Consider the following 13,085-nt stretch of genomic DNA (forward strand, 5'->3'; position numbering starts at 1 on the left):
GAGAGCGCAGGCTTTGCCTTCGCCTATCTGCTTAAAGGAGTGCGTTCCATGCGAAAACTGACGAATATTTTCACCATCATAGCCGTAGCTCTTACTCTCAGCGCCTGTTCCCGCGAACTGACCGCCCCGCCGCAATCTACCAGTGAGCCCGTCAAGCAGGATACGCTTGTGCTCGTGAAGGGCGGCAAGTTCGTAAACCCGAAGACCAATGATTATGGACAAGAGGTCCCGATTCCCGATTTCTATATCGGCCGCTATGAGGTCACGCAGCAGGAATGGCTGCAGGTGATGAGCGGCAATCCCTCGCTCTTTAAGGGCAGTCAGCTGCCGGTGGAAATGGTGAGCTGGTATGATGCGGTGGAGTACTGCAATAAGCGGAGCATACAAGAGGGCTTCGAGCCCTTTTACAGGATAGACAAGCAGACTAAGGACCCGGCCAATAAAAGCGGCAATGATACGCTGAAATGGACAGTTACCCCGAATGAGGGGGCGAACGGTTACCGGCTGCCGACAGAGGCGGAATGGGAATATGCCGCAAGCGGCGGTCAGCTAAGCCAAAGCTACATGTACAGCGGCAGCGATAAAGCAGATGATGTGGCCTGGTACTGGCGGAATGCCGGCGATCAGTATTTGACCGGAGACTGGCTCTGGCCGGCCATAGAGCAGAATAAGAACAAGACTCATATCATCGGCGGGAAGAAGCCGAATGAGCTCGGCATCTATGATATGTCCGGCAATGTCCGGGAGTGGTGCTGGGACTGGTACAGCGAACCGGATGTCAGCAGCGGTACATACCGGACCGTGAAGGGCGGCGGCTGGATCGGCGATGTCAGCAATGACGCGGTATCCTTCCGCGGCAAGTTCGAGGCCAGCGGCTACGGGCCGGATCAGGGGTTCCGGGTGGTCCGTGCGAAGAAGTGAGCCGGCCTTATACGCCAAAGGGGGGAACTGGAACCCCTGCGGCCTTCCGCAGTCCTGAATCAGGCTTTCTACTGAATTCACCTGTACAACCGTATACGTTCGTCCTCCGGCGCCGGGAATCTCCTGTGCGCTTTTCTTTATGGGGCCACCCGATGCAAAGCCTATCGGTATCCTCCGCTGGAGGTGTATAATTTAGGAAATTACTATATTTCTGACTGGGGATTCAAGGCCAATGCATACGGATTACAAGGATAGAGTCGGCAAGGTCATAAGGTACATAGAAGACAACAGCCACCGGAAGCTGAGCCTTGCTCTGCTGGCGGAGATCGCGGGCTTTTCCAAATATCATTTCATTCGGTTATTTACGGCTGCAGCCGGAGTGACTCCCGTCGCCTATGTAAACCGGGTGCGTCTGCAGAGGGCCGTCTACCTGTTGGCTGCGAGCGAATCTACCATTCTGGACATTTCCAGTGAGTGCGGGTTCGAATCAGTATCCTCTTTCCATTCGCTATTCAGGAAGCATTATGGTCAGAGCCCAAGCGAAGTGCGGACCGGACTCCGACAGAACAGCAATTATCTGCACGATCTCAGCAATAAGCAAGGCGCGCCGAATGCCCCGGGGGATTACAATAATAGAAACCGAAACAACTCGCTGCGGCAAAGGGCGTGGGACGCCATGATCACCATCCGGGAAATTCCGGGTTACGAAGTGGCGTATGTAAGACATGTCGGGAGTTACCTGGGCACCCGCCAGGCATGGGACAAGCTGCAAGGCTGGGCATGCAGCCAGGGGCTTACGCCTCCCGTGGCCAAGTTTATCGGCATCTCTCTGGATGACCCGAATACCACAGATGAGTTCGCCTGCCGGTATGATGCCTGTGTGACTTTGCCGCCAGGCGCAGCCAGTCGAGTGGGGTTAGCAGGGCCAGTTCAATATAAGACATTGTCCGGCGGTTTGTATGCGGTGTATCCATATTCCGGGACGGTAGAACATTTCGTGCTGGCCTATCAGACCGTCTTCGGCCTGTGGCTGCCGGACAGCGGATATGATGCCGACGACCGGCCGTGCCTGGAATTCTGTCTGGAGGACCCTGCCAAGGAAGCGGATGGGAAATGTAAGGTTGACTTGTATGTGCCGGTTAAACGGAGAGGAATGTAATTTAGTGAAGGAAGTGCGCGAATGGCGGATCCGATAAGCGAAGTAACCTGGATGGAGCATACTGCTGGACTGGATGCTCTGCTGCAGCAGGGAGCCAAGGTAACCATGCACCCTCTGGACCAGGGAATGGAAGCGGAGGTTGTGAAGCTCGCATTAGATCAGGAGAGCTATGTCCTGAAAATATGGAACCAAAGCGCAAGGCCCGATATCCGGCTTCAATACCGGCTGCTGGAGGCATTGTCGGCCCGGGGGATCTCAGTGTCCAGACCGCTCGGCTGGGGGCTCAGTCCCGGAGGGGAGCAGGTCCTGCTGACCCGTTATGACGGGGAAGCACTCCGCAAGCCGGATGAGCGGGCGATGACGGTGCTGGCGGGTATTTTATCCGGAATACATAATCTTTGCGTTGAAGAGCTTGGCGATATTCAAATCCCGGCGTTCACCTTCAGGGAATACTTCTTTCCCGGGGCCGGTGAACATGAGGACATCACTGAGGCACTGCTGCCGCTCCTTGAGAGCATAACCGTCAGGCAGGAACGCCTGATTCATGGCGATTTTCATCCGGGAAATGTCCTGGAGGATCAGGGCCGGTATACGGTCATTGATTGGACGAACGGGCAATTAGGTGATCCCAGGTATGAGCTGGCGTGGTCGGTGCTGCTGCTGCGGGTGTATCTCTCGGACCGGCTGGCCGAGGTGTTCCTTCGTGCCTATCTGGCGGACAGTGAGCTTCCGCAGGAGGAACAGGAGGCGTTTGAGGCGTTCGCTTGCTTACGGTGGGTGCTCCTGAAACGGAGCGGCGGTGTGCCCCAGGGGCCGGAGGTCTTGCAGAGAGCAAGCCGGCTGATCGCCGGGAACAGGTATCTGCAAGGCATCGCATTCAAAGAGTTTAAGACTAAACATAAGAATAAGGGCGGTGACGGCATGAATCTGGAAGCCGCATTCGGACAATTTCCTGTCCTGGAGTCGGACGGGCTCAGGCTGGCTAAGATCGAAGCCCATCATCTGGAGGGCTTATTCGAAATCTATAATAACGACAAAGTGTTCGAATGGTGCGGGATCATCCCCAAGCATAAAAAAGAGACCGTGAAGAATATGATCGGCCACTTCGAGCGGGATTTCAACAAAAGATCGAGGATCAAATGGGGGATCTTCGCCAAGGCGGAGCCCGATCGTCTGCTGGGAATTATTGAGGCGATGGATTTTGAAGTCAAAGTAAACAAGGTAACGATCGGCTATTACCTCGCGGAAGCCTGCTGGGGAAATGGCGTTGCTACGGAGGCAGTACAGCTTCTGCTCGGTTTCCTGTTCCGGGAAGTGAACGTCAACCGGATTCAGGCTGAGGTTATGCCGCCTAATAGGGCTTCCAAGCAGGTGCTGCTGAAGAACGGCTTCCGCAAGGAAGGGCTGCTGAGACAGGCCTCGCTGTGGGCGGGCAAGGGCGTTGTGGATTTGGAGATGTACGGGCTGCTGCGGGAGGAGTACGGGGAATAAAGGAAGCATAGACTAAGAAGGGCTGGAATCAAATTACAGAGGTTCAGCAGCATTCTTGGGGCGGCAAGACCTGCGCTGTGACCACGGTGAACGGAAGCATCCTGACTTTCTTCGAATAGGCGGCACGAAGCAGGGAACGACATGACTGTCGGTTCCCTGCTTGTTTATTGCATAGGGCTATGCTGAGCAGTTGTATCGGCTAAGTTATGTCTGTCTATCCCCCGCAACTTCCCACTCGCTCATACGTCCAAATGTATGGATGATATTCCCAGTTCACATAAATCTGCTATAAAGGATGCGGTAACATGAAAAAAACACTCGTAACCCTGTGCTCTGCCCTGTGTTTGACTCTGCTGGTCACCATGCCTGCCTTCGCTGCAGCTTCTTAAATTGCACCCGACGTCTCGGTGTCCAAGGTGGCGGCCATCGATTTCAGCCCCGCTGTGCCGGAGAGCGACGGTGCATTTCATGACGGGTTGTTGCTGGCAGTAAAGTCAGACGGGGAGAAAGTATTTTATAATAGCCAGGGGAAGGAAGCCTTTACTCTGCCGGAAGGGGTCGAGCCGCTGAGTGATTTTTACGGACAGAGGGCACTTGTAAAGGATGTGAAGACGAACCTTGTCGGTTATATCAACACTAAAGGCGCGTTAGCCGTGCCTTGTCTGTATGAGACGGGAGCAACCTATTCCGAAGGCATCGCGAGTGTGTCCTTGCCCGGCTCCGAGGAGAAGTTAGTGATCGACCGCTTCGGCCGCGTAGTAAGCAAGTTCAAGAAAGTGTATAGCTCGGATTATATTTTTAACGGCGGACTGGCATTGGTTTATAATCAGGACGGAGGCATCGGGTTTATCGATACTTCCGGCACGCTCGTGGTTCCCTCAAGTACGATTATGGGCGCGTATACAGTGAAGGACTGGTGGTTGTGCGGAATGACAAGGGGAAATACGGATACCTGAATACACAAGGCAAGGTAACTGTTCCTTTAAAATACGCAAACGGGGGCGACTTCTCGGACGGGGTGGCCCCGGTGCAGAACACTGCCGGCAAATGGGGATACATCGACAAGAACGGCAAAACGGTGATCCCCTTCAAGTTCAGCTTTGCCGGCAGCTTCAGTGAAGGCTTGGCTTATGTATCCAATGACAGAGATCAGTGGGGTTATATCAACAAGGCCGGGACGCTGGTGATCCCTTACCGTAATTTCAACCGGGTCTACGATTTCCATAACGGCGTTGCTCTCGTCGGCAATAACAAGCTGACTCTTATTGATGGAGAGCTCAGGTATTTGGATACGGGCTTCGGCTATATGGATAAACGGGGGAACCTGCTTACCAAGCTGGAGTATTCGGAGATTTCCTCCTCGTTCAGCGGCGGGTATGCCGCAGGGATGAAGGAGCTGGGGAGTGGGGTTATTCTGCGGGTGGAGGACAACAAGTGATCAAGCCATACATAAACAAGCTTAAGCAGTACATTGACCAATATCTGGAGCTATGGGATTTCTTCGGAGTGATTCAAGTGATTCAGCGGGGCGAGGTTGTCTTCGAACGCAGCAGCGGTTACGCCTGCCTGGAATTCGGAATCAAGAACACTGTGGATTCACGCTTTACGCTTGCTTCGGTGACGAAGCAGTTTACGGCGTTTGCCGTTATGCTGCTGCATGACAAGGGACATCTTGATCTGGATAGACCGGCGAACGATTATCTCCCGGCGAGGCTGCAGATTCCGGAGAACATTACGGTTCACCACTTGCTGTCGCACACTTCGGGTTTATACAACTTTTATCAGTTTGCCGATGATTTCTTCGACCGGGACAACCGGGGATATTACTCGCGGGATGAGTATTTCGCAGACTATATCATGAAGCAGCCGGTACAGGAGCCGGGGAAGCGGTATGACTATAATAATTCCAATTATAACCTGCTGGCCTGGATCATTGAGCATGTGTCGGGTCTGGCATTCGATGAGTTTATGGCGCAGCACATTTATGAACCCTTGCAGATGAAGGGCTCAACCATCGATGACAGCGACAAGATCATTGCTGGCAAATCCTTCAATTATACGAAGAATTACGATTCGTATGTCAGATGCCCGTATTATAACGAGAAATTCAGTATCGGTGCAGGGGCGATGGTCTCCAATTGTGCGGATTTATTCAAGTGGCACGAATGCCTGCGGGACCGGAAGCTTTTGTCGGCGGAGGCATATGAACGGTTCTTCACCGCCAATATGAACGGCTATTGTTATGGTCTGGAGCATTCCAGGGTCTATGGGACGGACCGGTATGCTCATGGCGGGGACCATCTGGGTGTCGCCACGTATATACAGAGCTTTTTTGCCGAGGACTTATGTATTCTTATTCTGTCAAATAACGAAGCCGTCAATCAGTATAAATTGGGCCATGCAATAGCCGATATCGTGCACGGGGCCGAGGTTCAGGCTCCATCCAAACATGCGGAGATGCCTGCCGGGCAAGAGACGCTTGCCCTTTACTGCGGGACCTATCTGCCCGGTAAAATCCAGCTGGAGTATACCGGGGGCAAACTGTATTTTGTACGCTTCAAGGGGAGCTTGTATATTGAACTCTACACTGTAGCCGAAGGGAAGTTCGTGCAGCGCTACTATGATCAGACTGAGCCGTATTCATTGCCTGTAAATGAAGAGGGCAGGCCGCAATTCTTCGGTTTTATTAAACAAGAGACGCAGTAACGCGCCTTATCTCTTCCCTGATTTGTGATTCGCCCACTTGATAAAGGACCACACGAGCACGATAACAAGAATTAGCAACACGACGATTAGCGTTTTTACTGAGCTTTCCATGTACATGCAGCGATCAACCTCCGGTGTAAACATAAGATATGTCCATTTTAGCATTTTTACATTTATTTGTAATGATGTCGTGAAGAGGAGTCCTCCAATCGGAGGCTCCTCTTTTTTGCGTGGGCTCGCAGGTTGTAATACTTTTACCCTGTTCGGGATGCTCAGTGGATGCAATAATATGGAAAACAAAGTCAAGGAGCCGATTGAAATGGCCATCGTACAAGTCAGATCGACCCACCCGCAGTTCTCGTTCCTCCTCAAAAAAAATCCGCAATCCGGCATGCAGCTGCGCTCAGTTCGTAAAGGGCTGGCCTACGGCTGGTACACGGATGAACAGACCTACAATGTCTATTTCAAGGATGCCGACAATGAAATCTCCTATAAGCAGAACGAGCAGGAGAGCTTCGAATATCTCAACGTGTCAAGGTACAATACGCCGCTGTTCCCGCTGAATGCGATTAATGAGTTCTTGTCCGCGCCATTGAAGGCACAGCACGAGCGGGATACCGAAGGTTACACGCATACCTTCTTCATTAACATGATCCATATCGAGCTGCCCCGGTATATCGAGGTGTTCGGTAAGCATCTGAAGGATTTCACCTTCGAAACGGACCATCTGGCGCACAAAAGCTATTCGCTCACCGTCACGACGACCAAGAGCCTGTATCATCTGCTGCACACCGTAAGCGTGTTGTGTCTGTTCTTGTCCATGTTCGGCAACGAATATATCGATATTTCCGACAGAGTTCTCGACAAGTATATCCGGAGCCTCAAGGTTATCGATGCGCCCTTCTATATCCGCAGCCTGTTTGTGCGCAATTTTCTGTCTTCGCGTGAGCTGTTCCGGAGATACAAAGCGGAAGTGGAGCAGACACCCCGGTATGAGATCCAGTTCGCCTATGGGGGAACGGCGCTGCAGCGGAGAAATTACATCGGGAGCGTGCTGGATTTTGACAAAGCGATTCTCGATATCGGCTGCGGGGAGGGCTTCTACGCCATTCCGTATGCCGGGAAGATTGAAGGCAGCTATTACGCGGTCGACATTGTGCCAGAGCTGCTGGAGAAGGTGAAGCGCAAGGCGGAAGCCAAGGAGCTCGATAATCTCGTGACTTATAACTCCGTCGATCAGTTCCTGGAGAGCTATAACGGGGAGCGGGTCGATGTCATTCTCACCGAAGTGATTGAACATATGAGCCAGGAGGAGGCGGAAGCCTTAATCCGTAAGCTCTGCCGTCATGTCGACTTCGATAAGTTCGTGATCACGACGCCCAACGCCGAATTCAACCGGTATTACGAGCTGGAGACCTTCCGGCATGAGGACCATAAATGGGAAATGGGTATAGAGGCCTTCCGGGAGTGGATGGGCCGGGTTACCACAGGCACCGGACTCCTGAGCGAGTTCGTAATGATCGGTGACGGTGTGGACGGTATCCAGACGACGCAAGGCGTTATTTTGAAACGGAAGGGGGCCTGATGATGGAGATTCAGACGAAATTGCATACCATCTTCATGCTGATCGGCTCGACGGAATGCGGTAAAACCACCTTCGCCAAGGAGGTGCTGATTCCCGGCCTGCGGTTTGCCGACCAGGAGCGGAATATCCGGGCCAATATTCAATACCTTTCTTCGGACCAGATCCGCCAAGAGATTCTTGGCTACGAATACGATAAGTACGACCATGTGATGCTGGAGGCGAGCGAGCAGGCGTTCCATATGCTGTTTGAGCGGCTGCGGACGGTCACTTCTTTTCCGGTGAATGCGGAATTTGTGGTCGTCGATACGACCGGGCTGGCGGAGGATTTCCGGGCAAAGGTGAAGGAGATTGCGGCTGCGAACAACTACAACCTGGAAGCCATTGTCTTCGATTACCGCAAGCGGGAGGACTACTATGCCTCTGAACGGTCAAAGCGGCTGATTACGAACCACGTCAACCGGCTGCGCAAAGAGGTGCTCGGATCGCTGGCCCGTGAGAGCTATGTAAAGGTGCATAAGGTGCGTGCGAAGGATTTCTATATCCCGGAGCAGGCGCAGGCGAACCCGGCTTACCGTATCGTCATTGAGGATTTGCCGGCTTATCTGCAGACCGTTCTGCCGCACAAGCACCAGTACATCATGGTCGGCGACGTCCACGAATGTGTGGAGGACTTGAAGGGTCTGCTGCTGGATTACGGGTACAAGCTGCAGGAAGGCAGACTCGTTGCCGGCGATAAGCTGCAGCACAGCAAAATTGTGCTCGTCGGGGACTGGATTGATAAAGGCAAGCAGACACGGGAAATCATCGAGTTCCTCTATGCCAACCGGGAGCATTTCTATTTCGTGATGGGGAACCATGAGAACTTTGTCTATAAGTACATGCAGGGCGAGGTTCAGGGTGTTGAGGAGAAGCTGCTGCAGTCCTACTTCGATTCCACACAAGTACTCTTGAACGATGCGCAGCTGCTGGAGAAGTTCCGCAAGCTGGTGTCTCTGGCACAGCCGTTCTATCGTTATGCTGGAGTAAACGGGCCGTCCTTCTATGTTACCCATGCCCCGTGCCGGAAAAAGTACATCGGCAAGCTGGATGCGAATTCCGCCCGGCATCAGCGCCAGTTCCGGCTGGACCGGGAGCAGGAGGCCGAAGCGCAGCTGGCGTTTCTGCGGGAGGAAGCGGTCAGCAACCATCCGTATCATGTATTCGGCCATATCGCGGCCGGGCAGGCCTTTCGCATCGGCAACAAAATTCATATCGATACCGGCGCCGTTCATGGAAACCAGTTGACCTCGGTCAGCATCACGTTTAAGCCGTTCCTGAAGTCCCGCAAGTCGGCACAGGCAGTAATTACGGAGGCGTTGCCGGTTCTCTTCCAGAAGGAACGCAAGGTGTCCGTCGGAGATCTTGGCGAGGAAGATATCCGCCGTCTCCGCTACTGCTCCCGCCACCGGATCAACTTCATCTCCGGTACGATGTCGCCCGCCGACAAGAATGAGGGAACGAACGAGCTGGAGTCGCTGAGCCGCGGCCTGGATTACTTCCGGTCGCGCGGCGTGCAGGAGGTCGTGCTGCAGCCGAAATATATGGGCTCCCGCTGCAATGTTTATTTGCACCGGGAGGTAGAGCAATGCTTTGCCGTCAGCCGCAACGGCTACAAGATCAAGCAGTTGGAGCTGACGGAGATTTACGGAAAGCTGCTGCACAAATTCGGCGGATACATGGCAGAGCAAGGGCTGTCGATGCTCCTGCTGGACGGGGAGCTGCTGCCGTGGACCGCGCTTGGCGAAGGGCTGATCGAACGGCAGTTCAAGCCGATTGAGCAGGCGCTCGACACCGAGCTTAACTTCCTGCAAGATAATGGGTTCGAGTCCGCCTTCACGAAGCTGGCCGCCGAATATGAGGCCAGCGGGTTCGAGCAGGACCAGCATCATACGGCCAAGGCGGCTCTGAACGATAAGTATGGCCCTAGTGTGTACCAGACCTATAAGTACATGGGGGATATCCGGGAGAGGGTGGTTCCGCTGGCCGCACACCTGCAGGCGCATCAGACCTACAAACGGCAGCTAGAGCTCTACGCTGAAGCGGGAACGATGGAGTACAAACCGTTTGCGGTTCTGAAAAAGGTCTATGAAGACGGGAGCGAGGAAATCCCGGATACTGTGACCTCCGAGATGTACGCCTTCCTGTCGGAGGACGAGGCGGTAAAGCTGGATCTGTCCGCTCCGGATGCCCTGGAGCAAGCAGAGCGTTATTTCGCCAAGCTGACGCTGGAGAAGCATATGGAGGGCATCGTCCTTAAGCCGGAGCGGTGGGACGGGGAGACGGTACCATATCTGAAGGTGCGGAACCCGGATTATTTGTCCATCATCTATGGCTATGATTACAAATTCCCGCATAAGTACCGGAAGCTGCTGCAGCAAAAAAATGTGCGGCCGAAGCTGCGGACCTCGCTGAACGAGTACCGTCTGGGGCAGCAGATGCTGGCGGTTCCCTTTGCGGAAATCAGCCCCGATCACGAAGCCTATGCGGATTTTGCTGCGAACCTGCTGTTCGAGGTGGCCAAGGAACGGGAAATCGATCCGCGGCTATAAGCCGTATTGCACGAAGAAGCCGTCACCAGAGCCTAAGGGCTGCCGGGGACGGCTAGTTTTTTGACTGTAACTATGTACCCTTTAGACGTGGCTTCATTGGACGACCAGTAGAGCGCTTAGATTTCACTGTGGAGGTATTAGTTTGCTTTTCGCCACTTAGATTGCCCACTGGTCCGGGTTAACGATAGTCTAGTTCGATAATCGCCACTTAATCATAGTGAAGTTGACGTCTGGAAGGATGTATCGTCATATTAGGTGGCCAAAATCAAACTATTGCTGGTAAATGGGACTTTACGCGGAAAATAAGTGGCGGAAATCGAACTAGCAGCTCGCCTGCACCAAAGTAGCAGCTATACACCTAATCTATTTTGGTTACCGCCTCAGATAGCTACAAGCTGCCGGACGCAGGTTATGCACTGCCGCTCTACGACGACATCTCCTCATCCGCCGGCGAAGCCCCGTAACGCTCCAGCGCCTTCGTCGATGCTTCCAGCATTCTCCGCTTCAGATAATCGCCTTCGGTCACCCGCACCCGCTTGCCGAGAAATCGGATTTTGGACAGCAGATATTCCATTTCATCGCCGATCAGACAGACCTTAATCCGGTAGAGATCCTGCTTCTGGTCATATTCCACCTTCTTTTCGAAGCTGGAGAGGGCGTAGAGGATGCGCGACAATTCTTCGTTGTACCTCCGGACGATTTCAAGCGTCACCTCGTCCTTGCGCGCATCGAGTGTGGAGCTGATCTTCTTGAGAATGCGCTCGGCCACTGCGGGGTTAACATATTCCGATTCTAAGGACTGTATATTGGCCAGTCTGGTGCTCATAAACACCCGGTGGCGGATATGGTACCAGAGCAAGTACCACTCCCGCTTGACCATAGAGTACTCCAGTCTGTACGGCAGGCCGTACTGATTGGCATACACCCGCCCGCTTTTGATGCTGTAGGTGATGCGGATTCCGCTCTTGTCCTGGATAAGTCTGCGCAGCGGACGGAGGAGCGGATGGTAGACCTGCTTCTCCCGGCTGCGGGCCTTCTCGATCAGGTGGCCTGAGATATCCATGGCCTGGTCGGACTCCAGAATGGAGCGGAGCTTCGCCAGAGTCCCCGGGGTGAATGCTCCGTCTGCTGCCGGATGGGCAAGCATCGTCTTCAGCCAGGCCCGTTCATGCGAGGTGACCGTGAAGATGCCGGAGTCCTCCAGCCGGGAGATGATCTGGTGGTTGAAGATTTTCTCAAACAGATTCATAGTAGGCCCTGATCTCCTTCCATTCCTCAATCATTTCGCGGCGCAGCCGGGCCGGCTCAAGCACCTCGCAGCTGGACCCGAAGCTCCGCAGCCAAGGCTTAATTTCCGTGGTTCCGTTCACCGTTATCTCATATGTAAATGAATGTCCGTCCTCATAGACAATTTCCCCCCACTGCCCCTGCAGCAGCACCCGTTCCTTCACAAAGTTGAAATCCGAGCCCTCCGGATTGTAAAAGCGGGCGCGCACCGTGACCGGCTTGCCGGTGTCGATCAGCCAGCTGTACCGCAGCCGCTCATCCAGCTCCTGCAGCTTCTGTCCGTACCACTGTTCGTCAGCCGCCTCGTTCTCCTCGGTAATCTGGGTGATTCCCTCCGTGCGGTATTTACGGATGCCCTCCCGGCCGTGGGCCAGCAGATACCATCTGCCATATTGATGATCGTAGACGATCTTGAGCGGGAGCGTCTTCTCGGCCCTGCCCTCGGGGCTGCGCTCGAACAACGGATTGGTATTCCTGGCGGCATAGCTTTTCTCTGATTTGGGGGAGAAATACTGAAACTGCACCCGGCGGCGGCCGCGGATGGCGTGCAGCAGTGTGAACAGATGGGCCTCATCCAGAATCCGTGAATGATAATGATATTTATACAGGAAAGGCTCTGCGGCATAATTCGCTTCCGTCCCCCGCATGAGCTGCTTCTTGAGGCCGTCCCGGAGCAGATAGCCCTGGACAGAAGGGATCTGCGTATTCGCCATCACATCGACGAAGTCATATAAATCCATCAGCTCTTCATCCGACAGGCTGCGCACCAGATCGTCCTGAATGCGGTACCGGTAGGGCCGGGGCCCCGGCTCCCGCCGGATCACCCCGACCACCTCCAGGTATTTCAGATCGGAGCGGATGGTCTTCTCGTCGGGCAGTGCGAGCCCTGCGGGCAGGCCTGCGCAGCACAGATCCAGCAGCTCCATCGCTGTCAGTGCTTGCCCGTTCAGGGCGCCCAGCAGGAGTGAGATGCGCTGGCTTTCCGTTTCCTTGACGGATTTGGCGCGGAACAGAAACAGCAGCAGCGGATCGGCGGAGTCATAGTAGCTGAAGCGGATGGAGTCCGCCAGCTCCTTGCCCGGCTCCTGCGCATCCTGCGGATGCAGGGAGCCGGCCACTTCCTTCAGCCGCCGCAGCGTCTTGTCGAAGGTGTGGACGGAGATGCCGAGCCGCTCGGCGAACTGCTGCCTGCTGAAGGCACCGCTGGTTAAGACAAGCATGCGCAGAAACTGGATTTCTTTATCGAAGCTTTCCTTGGCCATTGCTGATCCTCCGTTCGGTGTAGTGCCTTCTTTTCATTGTAGCAGGGGCGGCTTTGCTGCAACAGTGATCTTAATATTTTAATAGG

Annotated in this window: 10 protein-coding genes and 1 pseudogene; 9 read left to right on the forward strand and 2 right to left on the reverse strand. The window is 54.1% G+C overall.

Going from position 1 to position 13,085, the window contains the following annotated elements; all coding sequences use genetic code 11:
* The first annotated feature begins 48 nt into the window (after positions 1-48).
* From F1379_RS24295 to F1379_RS24325, 9 genes and pseudogenes are all read left to right on the forward strand, one after another.
* Positions 49-921 (forward strand): formylglycine-generating enzyme family protein, encoded by an 873-nt coding sequence (locus F1379_RS24295; protein ID WP_150274899.1) that lies wholly within the window; start codon positions 49-51, stop codon positions 919-921.
* 232 nt (positions 922-1,153) lie between these two features.
* Complete coding sequence (locus F1379_RS24300; protein WP_150274901.1) at positions 1,154-2,080, forward strand: AraC family transcriptional regulator; 927 nt, start codon at positions 1,154-1,156, stop codon at positions 2,078-2,080.
* Between the two features lie 105 nt (positions 2,081-2,185).
* A pseudogene (locus F1379_RS30440) lies at positions 2,186-2,791 on the forward strand (aminoglycoside phosphotransferase family protein); the annotation flags it as partial.
* A 210-nt stretch (positions 2,792-3,001) separates the two neighbouring features.
* Positions 3,002-3,571, forward strand: a complete 570-nt coding sequence (locus F1379_RS30445; protein ID WP_239004796.1) for a GNAT family N-acetyltransferase — start codon at positions 3,002-3,004, stop codon at positions 3,569-3,571.
* A gap of 416 nt (positions 3,572-3,987) precedes the next feature.
* Positions 3,988-4,527, forward strand: a complete 540-nt coding sequence (locus tag F1379_RS30450) for a WG repeat-containing protein (RefSeq protein WP_239004791.1) — start codon at positions 3,988-3,990, stop codon at positions 4,525-4,527.
* A complete protein-coding gene (locus F1379_RS30455) occupies positions 4,494-5,009 on the forward strand; it encodes a WG repeat-containing protein (protein WP_239004792.1) in 516 nt (171 codons plus the stop codon). The genes F1379_RS30450 and F1379_RS30455 overlap by 34 nt, the downstream gene beginning before the upstream one ends.
* On the forward strand, positions 5,006-6,277 hold the full coding sequence (locus tag F1379_RS24315; RefSeq protein WP_239004793.1) for a serine hydrolase domain-containing protein: 1,272 nt from the start codon (positions 5,006-5,008) through the stop codon (positions 6,275-6,277). Before F1379_RS30455 ends, F1379_RS24315 begins: the two co-directional genes overlap by 4 nt.
* Positions 6,278-6,596: 319 nt before the next feature.
* A complete protein-coding gene (locus F1379_RS24320) occupies positions 6,597-7,862 on the forward strand; it encodes a class I SAM-dependent methyltransferase (protein WP_150274957.1) in 1,266 nt (421 codons plus the stop codon).
* Positions 7,863-7,864: 2 nt separating this feature from the next.
* Positions 7,865-10,450 (forward strand): metallophosphoesterase, encoded by a 2,586-nt coding sequence (locus tag F1379_RS24325; RefSeq protein ID WP_150274906.1) that lies wholly within the window; start codon positions 7,865-7,867, stop codon positions 10,448-10,450.
* Positions 10,451-10,874: 424 nt separating this feature from the next.
* On the opposite strand, the gene F1379_RS24330 is transcribed toward F1379_RS24325, so the two are convergent.
* Positions 10,875-11,699: a WYL domain-containing protein gene (locus tag F1379_RS24330; RefSeq protein ID WP_150274908.1), complete on the reverse strand. Its 825-nt coding sequence runs from the start codon at positions 11,697-11,699 to the stop codon at positions 10,875-10,877.
* The gene (locus tag F1379_RS24335) at positions 11,686-12,999 is read right to left on the reverse strand and encodes a helix-turn-helix transcriptional regulator (RefSeq protein WP_150274910.1); all 1,314 of its coding nucleotides are present in this window, start codon (positions 12,997-12,999) and stop codon (positions 11,686-11,688) included. Before F1379_RS24335 ends, F1379_RS24330 begins: the two co-directional genes overlap by 14 nt.
* Positions 13,000-13,085 lie beyond the last annotated feature (86 nt).

This window comes from Paenibacillus tepidiphilus (assembly GCF_008635795.1).
In the GTDB taxonomy this organism is placed as follows: domain Bacteria; phylum Bacillota; class Bacilli; order Paenibacillales; family Paenibacillaceae; genus Paenibacillus_AQ; species Paenibacillus_AQ tepidiphilus.

Excerpts from the sequence above, each read along its gene's own strand:
- F1379_RS24335 (WP_150274910.1), bottom strand. The coding sequence starts at position 12,999 with ATGGCCAAGGAAAGCTTCGATAAAGAAATCCAGTTTCTGCGCATGCTT.
- F1379_RS24295 (WP_150274899.1), top strand. The coding sequence starts at position 49 with ATGCGAAAACTGACGAATATTTTCACCATCATAGCCGTAGCTCTTACT.
- F1379_RS24330 (WP_150274908.1), bottom strand. The coding sequence starts at position 11,699 with ATGAATCTGTTTGAGAAAATCTTCAACCACCAGATCATCTCCCGGCTG.
- F1379_RS30445 (WP_239004796.1), top strand. The coding sequence starts at position 3,002 with ATGAATCTGGAAGCCGCATTCGGACAATTTCCTGTCCTGGAGTCGGAC.
- F1379_RS24300 (WP_150274901.1), top strand. The coding sequence starts at position 1,154 with ATGCATACGGATTACAAGGATAGAGTCGGCAAGGTCATAAGGTACATA.
- F1379_RS24325 (WP_150274906.1), top strand. The coding sequence starts at position 7,865 with ATGGAGATTCAGACGAAATTGCATACCATCTTCATGCTGATCGGCTCG.
- F1379_RS24320 (WP_150274957.1), top strand. The coding sequence starts at position 6,597 with ATGGCCATCGTACAAGTCAGATCGACCCACCCGCAGTTCTCGTTCCTC.